Source organism: Streptomyces longispororuber (genome assembly GCF_024448165.1).
Classification (GTDB): domain Bacteria; phylum Actinomycetota; class Actinomycetes; order Streptomycetales; family Streptomycetaceae; genus Streptomyces; species Streptomyces longispororuber_A.
Window position 1 is genome coordinate 12,372 of sequence record NZ_JAMOLN010000125.1, and the last position, 19,006, is coordinate 31,377.

General features: G+C 70.0%; 19 protein-coding genes. 10 read left to right on the forward strand and 9 right to left on the reverse strand.

What is annotated here, in order from left to right:
• Positions 1-2: 2 nt before the first annotated feature.
• The 3 genes from M4J07_RS29870 to M4J07_RS29880 form a co-directional block, all read right to left on the reverse strand.
• Positions 3-959 (reverse strand): CHAD domain-containing protein, encoded by a 957-nt coding sequence (locus tag M4J07_RS29870; RefSeq protein ID WP_374215107.1) that lies wholly within the window; start codon positions 957-959, stop codon positions 3-5.
• Positions 940-3,369 carry an RNA degradosome polyphosphate kinase gene (locus tag M4J07_RS29875; protein ID WP_374215108.1) on the reverse strand — a complete coding sequence of 810 codons (2,430 nt, stop codon included), beginning with the start codon at positions 3,367-3,369 and terminating at the stop codon, positions 940-942. Before M4J07_RS29875 ends, M4J07_RS29870 begins: the two co-directional genes overlap by 20 nt.
• A gap of 126 nt (positions 3,370-3,495) precedes the next feature.
• Complete coding sequence (locus M4J07_RS29880) at positions 3,496-3,933, reverse strand: NUDIX hydrolase (protein WP_255976713.1); 438 nt, start codon at positions 3,931-3,933, stop codon at positions 3,496-3,498.
• 252 nt (positions 3,934-4,185) lie between these two features.
• Here M4J07_RS29880 and pstS point away from each other — a divergent pair, with 252 nt between their 5' ends.
• The 4 genes from pstS to pstB all read left to right on the forward strand — a co-directional run bounded on the left by pstS (position 4,186) and on the right by pstB (position 8,330).
• Positions 4,186-5,319: a phosphate ABC transporter substrate-binding protein PstS gene (gene pstS / locus M4J07_RS29885; protein WP_255976715.1), complete on the forward strand. Its 1,134-nt coding sequence runs from the start codon at positions 4,186-4,188 to the stop codon at positions 5,317-5,319.
• Between the two features lie 124 nt (positions 5,320-5,443).
• Positions 5,444-6,451, forward strand: coding sequence for a phosphate ABC transporter permease subunit PstC (pstC, locus tag M4J07_RS29890; RefSeq protein WP_255976717.1), 1,008 nt, complete (start codon positions 5,444-5,446; stop codon positions 6,449-6,451).
• Positions 6,448-7,512 carry a phosphate ABC transporter permease PstA gene (gene pstA, locus M4J07_RS29895; protein ID WP_255976718.1) on the forward strand — a complete coding sequence of 355 codons (1,065 nt, stop codon included), beginning with the start codon at positions 6,448-6,450 and terminating at the stop codon, positions 7,510-7,512. Before pstC ends, pstA begins: the two co-directional genes overlap by 4 nt.
• Before the next feature lie 41 nt (positions 7,513-7,553).
• Complete coding sequence (gene pstB, locus M4J07_RS29900) at positions 7,554-8,330, forward strand: phosphate ABC transporter ATP-binding protein PstB (RefSeq protein WP_255976720.1); 777 nt, start codon at positions 7,554-7,556, stop codon at positions 8,328-8,330.
• 215 nt (positions 8,331-8,545) lie between these two features.
• Here the strand turns inward: pstB and M4J07_RS29905 are convergent, their stop codons facing one another.
• Positions 8,546-9,544, reverse strand: a complete 999-nt coding sequence (locus tag M4J07_RS29905; RefSeq protein ID WP_255976722.1) for an inorganic phosphate transporter — start codon at positions 9,542-9,544, stop codon at positions 8,546-8,548.
• Between the two features lie 9 nt (positions 9,545-9,553).
• Positions 9,554-10,174, reverse strand: coding sequence for a DUF47 domain-containing protein (locus M4J07_RS29910; RefSeq protein WP_111665497.1), 621 nt, complete (start codon positions 10,172-10,174; stop codon positions 9,554-9,556).
• A 199-nt stretch (positions 10,175-10,373) separates the two neighbouring features.
• Between M4J07_RS29910 and M4J07_RS29915 the strand changes: the two genes are divergently transcribed.
• Positions 10,374-10,718 carry a metal-sensitive transcriptional regulator gene (locus M4J07_RS29915; protein WP_255976727.1) on the forward strand — a complete coding sequence of 115 codons (345 nt, stop codon included), beginning with the start codon at positions 10,374-10,376 and terminating at the stop codon, positions 10,716-10,718.
• A gap of 12 nt (positions 10,719-10,730) precedes the next feature.
• Here M4J07_RS29915 and M4J07_RS29920 read toward each other — a convergent pair whose 3' ends face one another.
• Entirely contained in the window at positions 10,731-10,913 is a 183-nt protein-coding gene (locus M4J07_RS29920; protein ID WP_255976729.1) for a hypothetical protein, read from the reverse strand.
• A gap of 97 nt (positions 10,914-11,010) precedes the next feature.
• On the reverse strand, positions 11,011-11,847 hold the full coding sequence (locus tag M4J07_RS29925) for a hypothetical protein (protein WP_255976731.1): 837 nt from the start codon (positions 11,845-11,847) through the stop codon (positions 11,011-11,013).
• A gap of 103 nt (positions 11,848-11,950) precedes the next feature.
• Between M4J07_RS29925 and M4J07_RS29930 the strand changes: the two genes are divergently transcribed.
• Positions 11,951-12,100, forward strand: coding sequence for a hypothetical protein (locus M4J07_RS29930; protein ID WP_255976733.1), 150 nt, complete (start codon positions 11,951-11,953; stop codon positions 12,098-12,100).
• Positions 12,101-12,196: 96 nt separating this feature from the next.
• A complete protein-coding gene (locus tag M4J07_RS29935) occupies positions 12,197-13,756 on the forward strand; it encodes an FAD-binding oxidoreductase (protein WP_255976735.1) in 1,560 nt (519 codons plus the stop codon).
• A 286-nt stretch (positions 13,757-14,042) separates the two neighbouring features.
• Here the strand turns inward: M4J07_RS29935 and M4J07_RS29940 are convergent, their stop codons facing one another.
• Positions 14,043-14,765, reverse strand: coding sequence for a phosphatase PAP2 family protein (locus M4J07_RS29940; RefSeq protein ID WP_255976737.1), 723 nt, complete (start codon positions 14,763-14,765; stop codon positions 14,043-14,045).
• A gap of 177 nt (positions 14,766-14,942) precedes the next feature.
• Complete coding sequence (locus M4J07_RS29945) at positions 14,943-15,953, reverse strand: bifunctional lytic transglycosylase/C40 family peptidase (protein ID WP_308284785.1); 1,011 nt, start codon at positions 15,951-15,953, stop codon at positions 14,943-14,945.
• 503 nt (positions 15,954-16,456) lie between these two features.
• Between M4J07_RS29945 and M4J07_RS29950 the strand changes: the two genes are divergently transcribed.
• The 3 genes from M4J07_RS29950 to M4J07_RS29960 all read left to right on the forward strand — a co-directional run.
• Positions 16,457-16,765 carry a hypothetical protein gene (locus M4J07_RS29950; RefSeq protein WP_255976741.1) on the forward strand — a complete coding sequence of 103 codons (309 nt, stop codon included), beginning with the start codon at positions 16,457-16,459 and terminating at the stop codon, positions 16,763-16,765.
• Positions 16,766-17,010: 245 nt separating this feature from the next.
• Positions 17,011-17,823 (forward strand): hypothetical protein, encoded by an 813-nt coding sequence (locus M4J07_RS29955; protein WP_255976747.1) that lies wholly within the window; start codon positions 17,011-17,013, stop codon positions 17,821-17,823.
• A partial coding sequence (locus M4J07_RS29960) for a hypothetical protein (protein WP_255976743.1) occupies positions 17,813-19,006 on the forward strand: 1,194 nt, incomplete at its 3' end. The genes M4J07_RS29955 and M4J07_RS29960, both read left to right, overlap by 11 nt.

A 19,006-nucleotide genomic window follows, 5' to 3' on the forward strand; every position in this document is an offset into this window, starting at 1 on the left:
GATCAGGGCGTCCCGACCGCCTGCCGCTGCCACGCCGCTCTGAACGTGTCGCGCGCGGCCTCCACCTGATGCCGCTGGTCGGCGTGGAGCACGCCCAGGGCGTACGCCGTGGCGGGCGCGATGCGCGGGGTGCGGGCCGCGTGGGCCGCCGCTGCGGCGGCCTCGGCGGCGTCCCGGTGTGTGTTCAGGGCGAGCGCCGCCTCGGTGAGTCTGACGTCGGTCGGCGGCCGCTCGGGGGCGACCTCCTGGGCGTACCGGTGCAGACGCAGCAGCAGCCGGACGTGGTGCCAGGGCGTGTCCGCGTCCGCGTTGTACGGGTGGCCGGTGTGGTGCAGGGAGGAGACCGCCTCCCCGAGCCGGGACTCGGCCTCCGCCGCCAGCTTCTTCAGCTCGGTCTCCGCACCGGACAGCGGCACCTCGCTGGCCAGCACGGCGACGCTGTCCGCGACCGCGTGGAACCTGGACGAGCCGAGGGCCTGCAGCGCCGTGCTGTGCGCACGGGTGCGGGCCAGCGTGAGCTGCCGGTCGAGCAGCGCGGCGGCCTTGGCCGCTCCGACGGTCAACGCATTGGCCGCGGGCGCCTGTTGGGGCAGTCGCGCGCCGGTCTGCGGTCCGGTCGTCGTCAGCCGCTGGAGCGCTTCGCTCAGCCGCGCGAGCCGGTCCCCGTACGCGTGCTCCTGCGCCAGCGTGCCGGACAGCCAGGCCAGTTCGGGCCGCAGCGCGTCCGACCACTCCGCGTCGAGCAGCGGGCGGAAGGTGTGCAGGGTGCCGCTGACCCGGCGGGCGGCGCGGCGCAGGGCGCGCGCCGCGTCAGCCGTGCCGTCGGCCGCGCCACTCTCGCGGTGCTGCCGCAGTGAGCGCAGGAATTCGGTCGCCTGGGCCCGCAGGTAGGACCCGAGGACGTCGTGACCGTCGTTCCCTTCCAACGGCCCACTGGACTCAAGGTGTTGCTGTGCCACGCCGGCGCCTCCGGGCGTCTATGAGCATCTCCTGTACGTTCCGCAGGGGTCGCCCGTCCGCATCGGTGGCATGCCGGGTCCAGTTGCCGTCCGGACCCAGGTGCCAGGAGGCGGTGGTGTCGGACATCCCCGTTTCGAGCAGCCGGTTGAGGGCCGCCCGGTGGGCCGGGTCCTCGACGCGGACCAGGGCCTCGATGCGGCGGTCGAGGTTGCGGTGCATCATGTCGGCGCTGCCGATCCACACCTCCGGCTCGCCGCCGTTGCCGAAGGCGAAGACGCGGGAGTGCTCCAGGAACCGGCCGAGCACCGACCTGACCCGGATGTTCTCGGACAGCCCCGCGACCCCGGGCCGTACCGCGCAGATCCCGCGGACCCACACGTCGACCGGCACGCCGGCCTGCGACGCCCGGTAGAGGGCATCGATGACGGCCTCGTCGACCATCGAGTTGACCTTGATGCGGACGTAGGCGGGACGGCCCGCACGGTGGTGCTGGACCTCCTTCTCGATCCGCGTGACCAGGCCCGTGCGCAGCGACTTGGGCGCGACGAGCAACCGGCGGTAGGTCTCCCGGCGCGAGTAGCCGGACAGCCGGTTGAAGAGGTCGGAGAGGTCGGCCCCCACCTCCTGGTTGGCCGTCAGCAGTCCCAGGTCCTCGTACAGCCGCGCGGTCTTGGGGTGGTAGTTGCCCGTACCGACGTGGCTGTAGCGGACGAGGGCGTCGCCCTCCTGCCGGACGACGAGGGACAGCTTGCAGTGCGTCTTCAGGCCGACGAGCCCGTAGACGACGTGGCAGCCGGCCTCCTCCAGCTTGCGGGCCCACTTGATGTTGGCCTGCTCGTCGAAGCGCGCCTTGATCTCCACCAGGACGAGGACCTGCTTGCCGGACTCCGCCGCGTCTATCAGCGCGTCCACGATCGGCGAGTCGCCCGACGTCCGGTACAGCGTCTGCTTGATGGCGAGTACGTCCGGGTCGTTGGCCGCCTGCTCCAGGAATGCCTGCACGGACGTGGAGAAGCTGTCGTACGGGTGGTGGAGCAGCACGTCGTGCTGGCGCAGCGCGGCGAAGACGTCCGGCGCGGAGGCGGACTCCACCTCGGCGAGGTCGCGGTGGGTGCCCGCCACGAACTTCGGGTACTTGAGCTCGGGCCGGTCCAGGCCCGCTATGGAGAACAGGCCGGTGAGGTCGAGCGGACCCGGCAGCGGGTACACCTCGGCCTCGCTGATCTTCAGCTCCCGCACCAGCAGGCTCAGCACCTCGGAGTCGATGGTCTCCTCGACCTCCAGGCGCACCGGCGGCCCGAAGCGGCGCCGCATGAGCTCCTTCTCCAGGGCCTTGAGGAGGTTCTCGGCGTCGTCCTCCTCGACCTCCAGGTCCTCGTTCCGCGTGACGCGGAACATGTGGTGCTCCTCGATCGACATGCCGGGGAACAGCTCGCCCAGGTGCCGGGGCGCGGAGATGACGTCCTCGATCGGGACGTAGCGCTGCGGCGACGCCTCCAGGAAGCGGGAGAGCAGCGGCGGGACCTTGACGCGGGCGAAGTGCCGGTGGCCCGAGACCGGGTTCGAGACGACGACCGCGAGGTTGAGCGAGAGCCCCGAGATGTACGGGAAGGGGTGGGCGGGGTCGACCGCCAGCGGGGTGAGCACCGGGAAGATCTGCTGCATGAACAGCGTGTAGAGCCGGGACTGCTCCTTGTCGGTGAGCTCGTTCCAGCGCACGACGTGGATGCCCTCGTCGGCCAGCGACGGGGCGACCTCGTCCTGGTAGCAGGCGGCGTGCCGGGCCATGAGCTCGCGGGAGCGGTTCCAGATCAGCTCCAGGACCTCACGGGGCTGGAGCCCTGAGGCCGAACGGGTGGCGACGCCGGTCGCGATGCGCCGCTTGAGGCCCGCCACCCGGACCATGAAGAACTCGTCCAGGTTCGAGGCGAAGATCGCCAGGAAGTTCGCGCGCTCCAGGAGCGGCGTGTTCGGGTCCTCGGCCAGCTCCAGGACGCGCTCGTTGAACGCCAGCCAGCTGCGCTCGCGATCAAGGAAACGTCCCTGCGGCAGCTCGGCCCCGTCCTGGCCCGCGTAGTCGTCCTCGTAGTCGTCGGGATCGGCGTCGATGTCCGCCACGATCCCGGTGAGCTTCCCGTCGAAGTCGCCGCCGGCCACCGTGTGCGGGCGGTGCGCGGCGAGGGAGCCCACGGAGGGCTGCGGCTGCGGCGTCGCGGCGTCCGGAGCGGAGGACGAAGAGGATTCAGTCTGGTCCTGTGCGGCGTTCGGCTGGCTCATGGCCCCATTCTTCCGCGCGGAGCCGCTCCCGGGCGCGTCGAAGCGGTCGGAGAGCGCGGGCGCGAGACGGAGCCTGCCCGGCGCGGAGGACTCCGGCGGGTGCTGCGACGGTTCGGACGCGGGGGGCTGCATTCCGTGAGCGTCGCAAGCCCGTCTGAATGGTTGGTTACGGCGACATGACGTGCGGGACATGGTGGGGCGTCCCCCGTACGTCTACACCAGCGGCGTTTCTTCCAAGGGGAGCGCCAAGTACGCCCGTCACACGCCCTGTTGGGCCCGGCCGAGCGCGTCGAGGAAGGCGGGGAGCAGCCCTCTGTCCCGCTCGTGGGTGAGCCGCTCCCCCGCCTCGCGCGGGGAGAGCCAGACGACCTCGGTGACCTCGTCGCCCGGCACGAACGCGCCACCCGTCGCCCGCGCCGCCCAGTAGCGGACGGTCTTGGGCCGCCCCTGTGCGTCCACGTACTGCAGGGAGGGGAGCTCCTCGCCGAGCCGGCACTCCATGCCGGTCTCCTCCCGCACCTCGCGCAGGGCGGCCTCCCTACTGCTCTCGCCGCGCTTCAGCTTGCCCTTGGGCCACGACCAGTCCGCCCACTTGGGCCGGTACACCAGTGCCAGCTCGACACCACCACGGGCCGCGGCCCGCCACAGCACACACCCGGCCGCCCGGACGACGGGCGGCCCTTCCACGGATCCCATGGCACCCCATGTTCCCGGGCCCGGGGGCCACCTAACGTGACCGCTCCGTGACCTAACCGCACCGCCCGCTTAGGTTCACCCTCCGTTCACTCACGCCCATCGACCGCTTCACCTGATCTGCCTAATTTCGGCCTTACGCGGTGAGCCCCGGACCTCCGGGAGCGCCCCGCCGTTCGACTGAAAATCCGCAGACTTTCGCACGCCGCCACACACAGACACGAGGCCGGCGGCTCCTGGAAGGAACATCCGAAGGTGAAGCTTCAGCGCAAGAACCGGCTCCGCGCCCTCTCCCTCGGCGCTATCGCCGTCTCCGGCGCCCTGGCCCTCACGGCGTGCGGCTCCGACGACACCGGCGACACCACGGGCGGCGGCGGCGCCAGCTCCTCCGCCAAGGCCGGCAACATCAAGTGCGACGACGCCAAGGGCCAGCTCCTCGGCAGCGGCTCGTCGGCCCAGGCCAACGCGATCGAGGCGTGGCGCAAGACCTACTCGCAGGCCTGCTCCGGCGTGCAGGTCAACTACAAGCCCGACGGTTCGGGCGCCGGCATCGAGGCCTTCAACCAGGGCCAGGTCGCCTTCGCCGGTTCCGACTCGGCGCTCAAGCCCGAAGAGGTCACCGCCTCGAAGAAGGTCTGCAAGACCGGCCAGGGCATCGACCTGCCGATGGTCGGCGGCCCGATCGCCGTCGCGTACAACCTGGACGGTGTCGACAACCTCGTCCTGGACGCGCCGACCCTCGCCAAGATCTTCGACTCGAAGATCACGAAGTGGGACGACAAGGCGATCAAGGCGCTGAACCCCGACGCCAAGCTGCCGTCCACCAAGATCCAGGCGTTCCACCGCTCGGACGAGTCCGGCACCACGGACAACTTCACCAAGTACCTCGGTGAGGCCGCCAAGAGCGACTGGAAGTACGAGCACGAGAAGGCCTGGAAGGCCTCCGGCGGCCAGTCCGCCCAGGGCTCCTCCGGTGTCGCCCAGCAGGTCAAGCAGACCGCCGGCGCCATCGGCTACATGGAGCTCTCGTACGCCAAGGACGGCGTGAAGACCGTGGACATCGACACGGGCGCCTCCGCCCCGGTCAAGGCCACCACGGAGAACGCCTCCAAGGCGATCGCCGACGCCAAGATCATCGGTTCCGGCAAGGACCTCGCCCTGGAGCTGAACTACACGACCAAGGCCGACGGCGCCTACCCGATCGTCCTGGTCACGTACGAGATCGCCTGCGACAAGGGCAACAAGGCGGAGACCCTGCCCGCCACCAAGTCCTTCCTGACCTACATGGCCAGTGACGAGGGCCAGGCCGCCCTCGCGGACCTGGGCTACGCCCCGATCCCGACCGAGATCAACGCCAAGGTCCGCGAGACCATCGCGTCCCTCAGCTGACCCAGCGTGCGGGTCGGCCGGACCCACCGGGTCCGGCCGGCCCGCACCGTCCGGTGCACCGCCGCCAGAAGCCCGTACGACTCCCCGCAGGGACCCGGACGGACTTCGCAGACCGGAGAATCCCATGGACATAGCAACGCAACCACCCGCGCCACCGGCGCCCGCCGATCGCCCGACCCCAGCAGAGCAGAAGCGCGCCGCCCGCGGCGCCACCCGCCCCGGTGACCGTGTCTTCCTCGGTCTCTCGCGCGGCTCGGGCATCCTGCTGCTGGCGATCATGGCCGCGATCGCGATCTTCCTGACCTACCGCGCCTCGCTGGTCCTCTCGAAGAACGAGGGCAACTTCCTCACCACCTTCGAGTGGAACGCGACCGCGACCCCGCCCGTCTTCGGCATCGCCGTCCTCGCCTTCGGCACCATCGTCACCTCGATCATCGCCATGCTGATCGCGGTCCCGGTCTCCGTCGGCATCGCGCTGTTCATCACGCACTACGCGCCGAAGAAGCTGGGCGGCCCCATCGCCTACGTCATCGACCTGCTGGCCGCCGTGCCGTCCATCGTGTACGGCCTGTGGGGCGCCCTGTTCCTGGTGCCGCACCTGGAGGGCCTGTTCGGCTGGCTCGACGACTACTTCGGCTGGACCGGCATCTTCGCCTGGCAGGGCGGCGCCCCGCGCACCCTGCTCACCGTCGGCATCCTGCTCGCGATCATGATCCTGCCGATCATCACGAACGTCTCCCGCGAGGTGTTCCGGCAGGCCCCGCAGATGCACCAGGAAGCGGCCCTCGCGCTCGGCGCGACCCGCTGGGAGGTCATCCGCATGTCGGTGATCCCCTTCGGCCGCTCCGGTGTGATCTCCGCGTCGATGCTCGGCCTCGGCCGCGCGCTCGGCGAGACGATGGCCGTCGCCACGGTCCTCTCCCCCGACTTCCTGATCCACGCCAGCCTGCTCGACCCGGGCGGCGGCACGTTCGCGCAGAACATCGCCGCGAAGTTCTCCGAGGCCAACGACCAGGGCCGGGACGCCCTGATCGCCTCGGGTCTGGTCCTCTTCGTCATCACCCTGCTGGTCAACGGCGCAGCCCGGCTGATCATCGCCCGCCGCAAGGAGTACTCGGGGGCCAACGCATGAGCCACGCGACCGTACCTGTGAAGCGCCCCGACTCCCTGAGCGCCGCGCGCCTGCCCCGCTGGTCCCCCTGGGCCATCGCGATCGGCTCGGTCGCCGCGGGCTGCGCGATCGGCCTCGGCGCCGGACTCGACAGCCGCATCCAGTGGGGCCTGATCGCCGCGCTGCTCTTCGTCGGCGTCACCTACGCCCTCGGCGCCAAGGTCGAGGGCCGGCGCCAGGCCAAGGACCGGGTCGCGACCAGCCTCGTCTGGGTCGCGTTCATCCTGGCCGTGATCCCGCTGGCCTCCCTGGTCTACGAGACCGTCGCCCGCGGAATCAAGGTCCTCGACGTCTACTTCCTGACCCACTCGATGGGCTTCGTCACCAGCTACGAGCCGGGCGGCGGCATCTACCACGCCATCCTCGGCACCCTGGAGCAGGTCGGCCTCGCCACCCTCATCTCGGTCCCGATCGGCCTGCTGACGGCGATCTACCTGGTGGAGTACGGCCGCGGCAAGCTCGCGAAGGCAGTGACCTTCTTCGTCGACGTCATGACGGGCATCCCGTCGATCGTCGCGGGCCTGTTCATCCTGTCCTTCTGGATCCTGATCCTCGGCTTCGGCTACTCCGGCTTCGCCGGCTCGATGGCCCTGTCGATCCTGATGATCCCGGTCGTCGTCCGCTCCACCGAGGAGATGCTCAAGCTCGTCCCGAACGAGCTGCGCGAGGCATCGCTCGCCCTCGGCGTACCGAAGTGGCGCACCATCCTCAAGGTGGTCCTGCCGACGTCGATCGGCGGCATCACCACCGGCGTGATGCTGGCGGTCGCCCGTATCGCGGGCGAGACGGCCCCGGTCCTGCTGCTGGTCTTCGGCAACCCGCTGATCAACGGCAACCCGTTCTCGGGCCCGCAGGCCTCGCTCCCGCTCTACATCTACGACCAGTACGCGAAGAGCGGCGGCAGCCAGGCGGCGTACGACCGCGCATGGGCCGCGGCCCTCGTGCTGATCGCCTTCATCATGATCCTCAATCTCGTGGCCCGCGGCATCGCCCGCTGGAAGGCCCCGAAGTCCGGTCGCTGACGCGGCCATACGTAGCGACGCAATCGGAAGTGAACTGACTCATGGCCAAGCGAATCGACGTAAGCGGCCTGACCGCCTACTACAGCTCCCACAAGGCGATCGAAGACATCTCGATGACGGTCGAGCCCCGCTCGGTGACCGCCTTCATCGGCCCCTCCGGGTGCGGCAAGTCGACGTTCCTGCGCACCCTCAACCGGATGCACGAGGTCACCCCCGGTGGCCGCGTCGAGGGCAAGGTGCTCCTCGACGACGAGGACCTGTACGGCAGCCACGTCGACCCGGTCGCCGTGCGCCGCACGGTCGGCATGGTCTTCCAGCGCCCCAACCCCTTCCCCACCATGTCGATCTTCGACAACGTGGCGGCGGGTCTGCGCCTGAACGGAAGCTACAAGAAGTCCGAGCTGAACGACGTCGTCGAGAAGTCCCTCAAGGGCGCCAACCTCTGGAACGAGGTCAAGGACCGGCTGAACAAGCCCGGCTCGGGCCTGTCCGGCGGCCAGCAGCAGCGCCTGTGCATCGCCCGCGCCATCGCGGTCGAGCCGCAGGTCCTCCTGATGGACGAGCCGTGCTCGGCGCTCGACCCGATCTCGACCCTCGCCATCGAGGACCTGATCGGCGAGCTCAAGGAGCGCTTCACGATCGTCATCGTGACGCACAACATGCAGCAGGCGGCCCGTGTCTCGGACCGCACCGCGTTCTTCAACCTCGCGGCCGTCGGCCAGCCCGGCAAGCTCATCGAGATCGACGAGACGGAACGCATCTTCTCCAACCCGTCGGTCCAGGCCACGGAGGACTACATCTCGGGCCGCTTCGGCTAGACCCGACTCCCCCCGACCCCTCGTGGTGCTGCATGGCGGTGCCACCACGAGGAACAAAGAAGGCCCGCCCCCGGAGGGGGCGGGCCTTCTCCATGTCCGGGTGGGCGCGGAGGAGGTGCCGCCCAGGGGCGCGACCAGCCACGACAAAGCCGCAGCCGCATCTGCACAGAACCAGGCAGACGCGACTGCGGCTTTCCCACGGCAGGGGCCGGTACCTACCCGAACGCCAGCCAGACGATCCCGTACGACGCGGCAGCGACCAGCGCCGCGGCCGGCATCGTGATGAACCACCCGATGACGATGTTCTTGGCGACACCCCAGCGAACCGCGTTGACCCGCTTCGTGGCGCCCACACCCATGATCGCCGAGGTGATGACGTGCGTCGTCGAGATCGGGGCGTGGAACAGGAACGCCGAACCGAACATGATCGACGCGCCGGTGGTCTCGGCCGCGAACCCCTGCGGCGGATCCAGCTCGATGATCTTGCGGCCCAGCGTGCGCATGATCCGCCAGCCACCCGCGTACGTACCGAGCGACAGCATCACGGCACAGACGATCTTGACCCAGACCGGAATGGGGTCGCTGTAGGTCTCGTGACCGCCGATGACCAGCGCCATGACCACGATGCCCATGGTCTTCTGCGCGTCCTGGAGACCGTGGCCGAGGGCCATGCCGGCCGCCGAGACGGTCTGCGCGATACGGAAACCGCGCTTGGCCTTGTGCGGGTTGGAGCGCCGGAAGAGCCACATGATGAGCGTCATCACCAGGTAACCGACGACGAGGCCGATCACCGGCGACGTGAACATCGGGATGACGATCTTCTCCCACACGCCGGACCAGTACACGGTGGTCCCGCCCGCGAGGGCGGCACCCACCATGCCGCCGAACAGGGCGTGCGAGGAGGACGACGGAAGTCCGAAGTACCAGGTGATGAGGTTCCACACGATGGCGCCGGCCAGGGCGGCGAACAGAATGCCCATGCCCTTGTCGCCCTCGGGCGTCGCGATGATGCCCTCACTCACCGTCTTGGCGACGCCGCTGCCGAGGAAGGCACCGGCGAGGTTCATCACCGCGGCCATGGCGAGCGCCGCGCGAGGCGTCAGCGCACGCGTGGAGACGGATGTGGCGATGGCGTTCGCAGAGTCGTGAAAGCCGTTCGTATACGTAAATCCGAGCGCGACGCCGATCGTCACGATCAGGGAGAAGGTGTCCATGAGCCGGCCTCAGGACTCCTTCACGGCGATGGTCTCCACCGTGTTGGCCACGTGCTCGAAGGCGTCGGCCGCCTCTTCCAGCACATCGACGATCTGCTTCAGCTTCAGCACCTCGATGGCGTCGTACTTGCCGTTGAAGAGCGTGGCGAGCAGCTTGCGGTGGATCTGGTCGGCCTGGTTCTCCAGCCGGTTGACCTCGATCCAGTACTCGGTGAGGTTGTCCATGGTGCGCAGATTGGGCATGGCCTCGGCGGTCAGCTCGGCCGCCCGGGCCAGGACCTCGATCTGCTGCTCCACACCCTTGGGCAGCTCCTCGACCTGGTAGAGGACGACCAGGTCGACGGCCTCCTCCATGAAGTCCATGATGTCGTCGAGGGACGACGCGAGGTTGTAGATGTCCTCGCGGTCGAACGGCGTGATGAACGAGGAGTTCAGCTGGTGGAAGATCGCGTGGGTGGCGTCGTCACCGGCGTGTTCGGCTGCCCGCATCCGCTCCGCGATCTCGGCCCGGGCGGAGGAATCCGCCCCGAGCAGTTCCATCAGGAGCTTCGAGCCCGTGACGATGTTGTCCGCGGATGCGGCGAACATGTCGTAGAAGCTCGTCTCCCTGGGGGTCAGACGAAAGCGCACGTGGGGTCCTCGGGGTGCTTTGGATTCGGTCAGGGTGATGCTAGGCGCATCATCCGGCCACGGCTAACCGGCGTTCCCCCAGTGTCGCCCATCAGGCACAGTGATCAGCACTGGGTCCCGCGAACCGGCCACCGCCGGGGAAAATCCGGTATCATATACCCACCGGGGGTATACGAATGACAACGGGAGGTCGGACACGATGACCACGGACGCGACACAAGCAGAGCCCACGGCCGAGATCGTGACCGACCACGACCGCGGCATCCACGGGTACCACCACCAGAAGGAGGAGCACCTCAAGCGGCTGCGCCGGATCGAGGGCCAGATCCGCGGTCTGCAGCGGATGGTCGACGAGGACGTCTACTGCATCGACATACTCACGCAGGTGTCGGCCTCCACCAAGGCCCTGCAGTCCTTCGCGCTCCAGCTCCTGGAGGAGCATCTGCGGCACTGCGTCGCCGACGCCGCGGTCAAGGGCGGCGACGAGATCGACGCCAAGGTCGAAGAGGCCACGAAGGCCATCGCCCGCCTGCTGCGCACCTGACGCCGGCCGGCGTCAGCAGTCCTCGGGGTCGCCGGGCAGTTCCTCGGCGACCCTCAGCACCTCGTCGATCCGGTCCGCACTGAGCCGCCCCTCGGAGACGGCGGACGCCGCGATGATCAACTCGCCGCAGAGTTCGATCTCGGCGAGGGCGACGTGGTCCTGCACCGCCGTACCACCCACCGGAGCCACGCTCATCACCTCTTCCGCGGTTGGCCGACTTCGTTCAGCCGACTTCCCAGAGTAGGGAGCGCCCTACGCACCGCGCATGGCACGGAAGAACCATTTCCAGCCCCTACTTCTCGGCGACCTTCCCCGCGAAGATGTCCTTCTTGTCCGGCAGTTCGACGTTCGCGGGCTTCCCGAACCCGTACAGCAGGGTCGTCGACGAGACCGCCGTCGTGCCGTTCTTCCGCTGCCCCGCGGTGAAGCTGAACCGGTGCCGGACCTTGCGGATCAGCCCCTCGTCGTCGAGGTACACGTCGAACGGCACGCCCGACCTGGCGAACCCTTTCGCCGCCGCGGCGAGCGCGCCCCGGTTCCCCTCGGACGCGGCCTTCGCGGCGGCGCCCAGGTCGATGTCCCCCTTGTAGTGCCGCGTCGGCACGCCCGCGACGTCGCTCTCCCCCACGTAGGTCACCTCGCGCGCGCCGCGCAGCAGTTCGGCCGCTGCGAGCGGATCGGTGGCGCCGCCGGTGACCAGGTTCCCGTCCGTCAACGACGCGGTGTCGACCCGCACCCACTTGTCGGCGGGCACCCCGGCGCCCCGGTTCTTCATGTAAAGGGCGCCGGGCGCGAGGAGTTCGGTGATCGGCCGGTGCTCCTCGGCGCCGGCCGCGTCCTGCGGCAGCTGCACCTTCAGCTCGCCGAGCCCCCTGCGGTAGTCGTAGAGACCGACGCCGCGGATGGTCACCCGGGTCCCGCCGCTGGCCATCTCCATCGACGTACGCGCCTGGGAACTGCCCTCGCGCACCAGCCGGTCGGCGGCCAGCCGCACCGTCCGGGCCGGATCCGCGCTCCGGTCGCCCGCTTCCGCGCCGCCACCGCACCCGGTGGCACCGGCCACGATTCCCGCCACGGCGACGGCCGCCGCCGCTCTCCTCGCCGGGCGTCCGTGCTGCTGCACCACCATCGCTTGTCTACCCCCAAGCAGTCCGTGCGTCGTCCGGTTAACGACCGGTAGGGACACCCGTCACGCGAACGGGGGGTTTACATCGGGCCGCTACCGTGGCCGGGTGGCACAACAGCAGCACGAGCATGCGACGACGGTCGTGGAACAGGGCCGGTTCTGCCTGGCCCGCTGCACCTGCGGATGGCGCGGCCCGGCCAGGCGGGCGCGCAGCAAGGCCCGTTCGGACGCGGAGGAGCACCACCGCTCCGGATGAGGCACACTCCGGGAACCCCGGGCCCGCGGATCTCGTCTCGTACCCCGGGACACCCGGGACACCAGGGGTGGGCCGAGGGATCCGAGGGAGACACCCATGCGGCGGCGTACGTTCATAGCGGCTTCGGCGGCACTCACGGCGGGCGCGACGGCGGCCTGCAGCTCCGGCGGCTCCGGCGGGGGCACCGCCTCGCGCACACCGGTCGGCTCCACCGCCGCGAGCGCGTCGACGACGACGCGCGGCGCGGCGAACCTGGACGCGCTCGCCAAGGACCTCGACGGTTCGCTGGTCCGCCCGGGCCAGTCGGCGTGGGCGGCGGCCCGCCAGCTGTACAACACCCGCTACGACTCCCTGAAGCCGACGGCCGTCGCGTACGTCGCGGGCCCCGACGACATCCGTACGACCCTGGCCTACGCCCGCGCCCACAAGGTGCCGGTCGCGATCCGCAACGGCGGCCACTCGTACGCGGGCTGGTCGTCGGGCGACGGCCGGCTGATCGTCGACGTCTCCCGCATGAAGACGGTCCGCGCCTCCGGGAACGAGGCGGTGGTCGGCGCGGGCGCCAAACTCATCGACGTCTACCGGGCCTTGGCCGCCAAGGGCGTGACGATCCCGGCGGGCTCCTGCCCCACGGTCGGCGTCTCCGGCCTCACCCTCGGCGGCGGCCACGGCGTGGTCTCGCGCGCCTACGGCCTGACCTGCGACAGCCTCACCGGGGCCACCTTGATCACGGCCGACGGCAAGCAGCTGACCGCCGACGCGAGCACGAACAAGGACCTGTTCTGGGCGCTGCGCGGTGCGGGCAACGGCCAGTTCGGCGTGGTCACCGAGCTCCGCTTCAGGACGCACCCGGCGCCGCAGGGCGTGTCCGCGTACATGACGTGGCCGTGGTCCAAGGCGGCCACCGTCCTCAAGGCGTGGCAGAAGTGGGGACCCGACCAGCCCGACGAGATCTGGTCGTCGCTGCACGTCGCGAACGCCGCGGGCGGCCGCCCCACGATCTCCGTCGCCGCCTTCTCGCTGGGCACGTACACCGAGCTGCAGAACGCGGTGGACCGGCTCGCCGACGGCCCCGGCGGCCCCGGCCCGGCCACCTCGGTCTCCCTCAAGCGCCGCTCGTACGAGGAGTCGATGGAGGTGTACGCGGGCTGCTCGGCCTTCTCCACCGACGCCCAGTGCCATCTGCCGGGCGCCACGCCCGGCCGCTCCCCGCAGGGCGCGCTGCAGCGCGAGACGTACGCGGCGCACTCGGACTTCTTCGACCGCTCCCTGTCGGACGCGGGGGTGCGCGCCCTGCTCAGGCAGCTGGAGACCGTGTCGGCGGGCGCGGGTTCGGTGGCGCTGACGGCGCTGGGCGGCGCGGTCAACCGGGTCGACCCGACGGCCACGGCCTTCGTGCACCGCCGCTCGCGGATGCTCGCGCAGTACATCGTGTCGTGGCAGCCCGGCACGTCCGGCACGGCGGCCCGCGCCTGGCTGAAAAAGGCGCACGACGCGATGGGCCCGTACGCGTCGGGGGCGGCCTACCAGAACTACACGGACGCGACCCTGACGAACTGGAAGCAGGCGTACTACGGAGCCGCGGCGGCCCGGCTGACGAAGGTGAAGAAGACGTACGACCCGTCGGGGTTCTTCGCGTTCCCGCAGTCGCTGTAGGTCCCGGCGGGGGGCCGGTCCGGCGAACCCCCGCCCCGGATGGCCCACGCGACACGCCCTCGGGTGGCCCAGAGCCCCGGCCGGGGTTGCCCTGAACCTATGAACACGCCCCGAATAGTCGCCGCCACGGCCGCGACCGCCGCCGTCCTGACGCTGGGTGCGGGCACCGCGGCCGCTCTTGACGACGGATCAGCCCATCCGGCGGCGGGCCTGCTGGCCACCGCGTCCGCCGCGGTCGCCGTCGCGGCCGGCGCCGCGGGAACGTCGCTGGCCCGCAGCGGAGCCGCTAGGCGGCCAGATCCCGCTCCTCCGCGGGCTCCGCGGACTCCCGGGCCCCAGGAAGCCCCACCGCTCCGGACGCCGACGCCCCAGCCGTAGGCGACCAGACGAGCCGGGACAGCTTCCCCGTCCGGCCGATCGCCCGCGCCACCGGCGTGAGCAGGGCGGACGCGAGCGGCGAGAGCAGCAGCGCGACGGCGGTGCCGAGCGCGAACCCGCCGATGACGTCGGTCGGGTAGTGCACGCCCATGAAGACCCGGCAGAACCCTTCGAGGACGGCGAGGCCGATCCCGACGAAGCCGAGCTTCCGGTTCGCCACGAAGACGGCCGCACCCAGGGCCATCGCCATGGTCGCGTGGTCGCTCACGAACGAGAAGTCGTTCTTCCCGGTCACCAGGACGGTCAGCCCGTCGTGGTCCTTGAAGGGCCGCGGGCGCTCCACGAACGACCGGATCGGCACGTTCACGAGCACGGCCACGGCGGCGGCGAGCGGCGCCCACACGACGGCGGCCACGGACGACGCGGCGTCGTCGAGGGTCTCCCGCTTGCGGGCCCCCCACCAGCACCACAGGACGACGAGGACGAGGCCGAGCAGGATCCCGTACTCGCCGACGAACTCCATGACCCGGTCGAACCAGCCCGGGGTGTCGTCCGTCAGCCCGTTGATGTCGTAGAGCAGGGAGACGTCAGGGTTCGACCCGGAACTCATCTGTGCCTCGAGTCCAGCCATGATTCAGCGGCCCCTTCGTCTTCAGCCACCCCCGTGGTCGTTTTCCGGTTCAGCAAGAGGAACGCACGGTCCCACTCCCTACGTTCCACGCTCCACCGAATGATCACGCAGACGTTATCGAAGAGAGACACAAACCCGCAGCTCAGGGCCCGGGGTTAACAGAGAGTTCAAGCCACGTCACACTTCGGGTGAGGGCGTCGGCAGCGCTTTCGCGCCATCCTCCGTCACCCTCGTCGCCCCGAAGTAGTCCGGGGTGTCGATGGGGTCGAACCGGATGACGGCACCCGGTCTCGGCGCGTCGATCATGTAGCCGCCGCCCACGTAGAGCCCCACGTGCCGGATCGCCCGGCTGTTGGTGAGGTCGTCCGAGAAGAACACGAGGTCGCCCGGCAGCAGCTCGTCCCGCTTCGGGTGCGGCCCCGCGTTGTACTGGTCGTTGGCGACGCGCGGCAGCTCGACGCCGACCGTCTCGTACGCGGCCTTGGTCAGCCCGGAGCAGTCGAACCGGCCGCCCTGGTCGGCGGTCCCGTTCCCGCCCCACAGGTACTCGGTGCCGAGCTTCTTCTGTGCGTAGTAGATGGCGGCCGCGGCCTGCTGCGAGGGCTGCACCCGCCCGACGGGTCGCGCGAAGCTCTTCTCCAGCGTCGTGATGGTCTTCACGTAGTTCTGGGTCTCGCGGTAGGGCGGCACGCCCTTGTACTTGATGACGGCGTACGCGCCCGCGTTGTAGGCGGCCAGCATGTTCTTCGTCGGGTCGCCGGGCGCGTCCTTCACGTACTTGGCGAGCTTGCAGTCGTACGAGGCCGCCGAGGGGATCGCGTCGTTCGGGTCCCAGATGTCCCGGTCCCCGTCGCCGTCCCCGTCCACGCCGTGCGCGGCCCAGGTCCCGGCGATGAACTGGGCGATCCCGTACGCCTTCGCGGGCGACTTCGCTTTCGGGTTGAACCCGCTCTCCTGGTAGAGCTGGGCGGCGAGCAGCGCCGGATTGATGGCGGGGCACATGTTCCCGTACTTCTGCACCAGCGACTGGTAGGCGGCGGGCACCGCGCCCTTGGCGAGCCCCACGGCGCCCTGCCCGACCCCGTTGGTCAGGCTGCCGGCCGCCATGTACGTCCCGACGACGAGCAGGGTCACGAAACCGGTCCCGCCCGCGACGGCCGATCCCGCGACGATCCACGCCTTACGCACCGTCAACCGCCTCTCGCCACCCGTGAATCGGGAAGGAACCCGGGCGGCAGTTTACGGGCGTGCCCCGCCCGTCAGGGAGCGTTCCGACCACCCCGGCCGGTCCACCCCGTCCCATCCGGCCATTCCAGACACGCCCTGTCCGCACAGGTCAGAACCGTTCGGCCGACCCTCGGGCACCCTGCCGGCCGGCGCGGCGGCGACTCGGGCAAGCTGACGGCCGGCCCGGCGAACCGCGTCGGCCGGCCTCCCGTTTCACCCGCCGCTCCCCTTCCCGCCGCCGCTCATTGCTCCCGGTAACCCCACGTGATACACAGAGTGACCATACGTTCCTTCGTATACGGAACCGTCTCACCAGGCGACCCGACAGCCACGACAGCGTAGGAACTCGGCCAACGAATGGCGCCAATGCGGCAGGCAACAGCGTCAATCTGGGCAAGAATGAGCCTGACCTCTGCGCTGCGGCGGGGGCGACAGAACTACCCACATGGGGCGGTGAGTTACACATGCTGCTGGCAGCCGAAAAGGGCGACATCACGACCATCATCGGCGGGATCGCCCCCGACTGGGGGCCGTTCGGGACGCTGGGCAACGAGGCACGCGTGATGATCGAGGTCATCATGGCGGTCGCGATCCTGCTCTGTCTCGGCATCGCGATCTGGGGTGCGGCCAAACAACGGATCGGGGCCACGGCGCTGCGCGACACCTTCAGCGCCGAGCAGGGCAAGGGTCTGATCATCGCGGGCCTGACCGGGGTGTTCCTGATCGGATCGCTCGGCACCCTGTTCACCATCGTGTACGGCATGGCCGTCTAGCCCGCCGGCCCCACCGGTCCCGCCCGCCGTACGTCCTGCGGCGGAGGGACCGTCAGTTTCCCGCCGGTCCCACCCGGTTATCCCTTCCTCGCCCTCTATCCCACCTGTCCCGTCGTGCCCAACGGCTGAGGTTGCGTCTCCCTGATGTCGAGTCACCACACCGCGCCCGCGCGGGAACCAGCACGGCTACCGTCGTATCTGGCGTATGCGGCGGTTCAGCAAGAGGTTGAGGGGGCGTGCGCGCAATGAGTCTCGACGACCGGCATGACGACGACCTCTACGGCGGTACGGGGCAGACCCGGACGCGGCTCCCCGAGGGTTCGGGGGGCGACGTGTACGGCGGGGCACGCAGACCGGGACGTTCGTCGTCCCGGTCCCTCGTCACGGTGGTCGGGGTGGTGGTGCTGCTCATCGCGGCCATCGCGTTCGCGAACCGGGGCGACGAGGGGGCCTCCGGCGGTGAGGGCGGTGGTTCCGGGTCCGCCGCGAAGTCGTCGCCCACGGCCCCGACCGGCACGAAGCCGGTCGACTCCGGCTTCGCCCACGACGAGCAGGGGGCGCAGTCCGCTGCCGCGAATTATGCGGTTCGGCTGGGCGGGGACGGCATGTTCAACGCTGCCGAGCGTCGCCGGATCATCCAGGACCTGGCTGACGCCAGTTCGCGTGACCGCTTGCAGTCCGGCTTCGATGCCGACTACTCGGAGTCGTTTCTCAAGTCGGTCGGGCTCGACGCCGACGGGCAGGCCCCGGCGGGCACCACGTTCGTGAACCGCACGTTGCCCGCGGGCACCAAGACGACCAGCTACACCAGCAGCGGCGCCACCATCGAGGTCTGGTGCAACGGACTGTTCGGGCTGACCGGCGAGACCTCCAAGAACCCGGTGACCACGAGCTGGTTCACCGTGACCATGAAGTTGAACTGGAACGACGGCTGGAAGGTCCTCGAAACCCGCCAGAAGACCGGCCCCACTCCCGTCAACGGCGACAACCCCGTTTCCGGCTCCGACGAGATCGGCGATGCGGTCAAGGACTTCGGAGGGTTCACTTATGCCCGGTAGCCCACGCCGCGTACTCAAGGTCACCGCTGTTGTCGCCGCCGCGCAGACCGCGGTGGTCCTCCTCTCCGCACGCGCCTTCGCCGCGCCTGAAGACGACCCCTGCAGCCTCATCGCGGGGCCGGCCAAGAAGTACTGCGAGCGGGATGACAAGCGCGGCGGCGGAGGCGGGGGTGGGCCCACCACGCCCGACGTCACCAACCCGCTCGACCCCCTCTCCAGCCTCGCCAAGGGCTGTGCCGACGCCGCGTCCTGGACCGTCGACCAGCTCAGTGAGGCCGTGAAGAAGACCGCCGAGGTCGACTTCACCAACCCCAAGTTCCTCCAGCAGTACGCCGTCGTGTTCGCCGCGTCGACCGTGCTGACGCTGCTGCTGTGGCTGATGGCCGTGGCCAAGCGGGCGGTGCGCGGCGTGCCGCTGAGCACCGCCCTGTCCGAGGCCGTCGGCTTCCTCTGGCTGACCGTGCTGGCCTCCGCGTTCACCCCGCTCATCCTGTACACCGTCGTGTCGGCCACGGACGGCGTCACCGACGTCCTGGCGAAGGCCACCGGGAACCAGACGGACACGTTCTTCGGGACGTTCTCGGAGGCGCTGAAGAAGGGCGACGACATCGGCGGCGGCCCGATCATGCTGATCGTGGTGTCGCTCGTGTCGATCGTCGCCGCGGGAGTGCTCTACCTGGAGCTGTACCTGCGCGCCGTCCTGCTCTACGTCGGCGCGCTGCTCGGCGTCGTCGTGTACTCGGGGCTCGTCGACAAGAACCTGTGGGGCCACGTCCGCCGCTGGGTCGGGATCATGGTCGCCGTCATCCTGGTGAAACCGGTCATCGTGATCGTGCTCGGCCTCGCCGGGGCGCTGTCCAGCAGCGACGACGGTCCTGACTCGCTGGCCGCCGTCGTCTCCGGGCTCGCCATCGTGCTGCTCGCCATCTTCGCGAGCGGCATGATCTACCGCTTCGTACCGGGCTTCGGCGACGAGATGGCCAACGTGCGCAAGAACCGGATCATGCAGGGCGCCGAAGGCAAGGCGGCCGCCGCGTTCACCTCGCCCGCCGCGCTCGTCTCGCAGGGCATCAAGACCCACAGCTCCCGCGCGGACAGCGGAGGTTCCGGCAACGGCGGCGCCAGCCAGGCCCGCCCGGCCAACCCCGCGTCCGGCGGCGTGGCCGCGCACAGCACGCGCCCG

What these genes read in the sequence shown, in the direction of transcription:
- pstA (WP_255976718.1), top strand. Translation starts at nt 6,448, where the DNA reads ATGAGCCACGCGACCGTACCTGTGAAGCGCCCCGACTCCCTGAGCGCC.
- M4J07_RS29920 (WP_255976729.1), bottom strand. Translation starts at nt 10,913, where the DNA reads ATGAGCGTGGCTCCGGTGGGTGGTACGGCGGTGCAGGACCACGTCGCC.
- M4J07_RS29935 (WP_255976735.1), top strand. Translation starts at nt 12,197, where the DNA reads ATGCGGCGGCGTACGTTCATAGCGGCTTCGGCGGCACTCACGGCGGGC.
- pstC (WP_255976717.1), top strand. Translation starts at nt 5,444, where the DNA reads ATGGACATAGCAACGCAACCACCCGCGCCACCGGCGCCCGCCGATCGC.
- M4J07_RS29950 (WP_255976741.1), top strand. Translation starts at nt 16,457, where the DNA reads ATGCTGCTGGCAGCCGAAAAGGGCGACATCACGACCATCATCGGCGGG.
- M4J07_RS29875 (WP_374215108.1), bottom strand. Translation starts at nt 3,369, where the DNA reads ATGCAGCCCCCCGCGTCCGAACCGTCGCAGCACCCGCCGGAGTCCTCC.
- M4J07_RS29955 (WP_255976747.1), top strand. Translation starts at nt 17,011, where the DNA reads ATGAGTCTCGACGACCGGCATGACGACGACCTCTACGGCGGTACGGGG.
- M4J07_RS29915 (WP_255976727.1), top strand. Translation starts at nt 10,374, where the DNA reads ATGACCACGGACGCGACACAAGCAGAGCCCACGGCCGAGATCGTGACC.
- M4J07_RS29905 (WP_255976722.1), bottom strand. Translation starts at nt 9,544, where the DNA reads ATGGACACCTTCTCCCTGATCGTGACGATCGGCGTCGCGCTCGGATTT.
- pstB (WP_255976720.1), top strand. Translation starts at nt 7,554, where the DNA reads ATGGCCAAGCGAATCGACGTAAGCGGCCTGACCGCCTACTACAGCTCC.
- M4J07_RS29925 (WP_255976731.1), bottom strand. Translation starts at nt 11,847, where the DNA reads ATGGTGGTGCAGCAGCACGGACGCCCGGCGAGGAGAGCGGCGGCGGCC.
- M4J07_RS29880 (WP_255976713.1), bottom strand. Translation starts at nt 3,933, where the DNA reads ATGGGATCCGTGGAAGGGCCGCCCGTCGTCCGGGCGGCCGGGTGTGTG.
- M4J07_RS29940 (WP_255976737.1), bottom strand. Translation starts at nt 14,765, where the DNA reads ATGGCTGGACTCGAGGCACAGATGAGTTCCGGGTCGAACCCTGACGTC.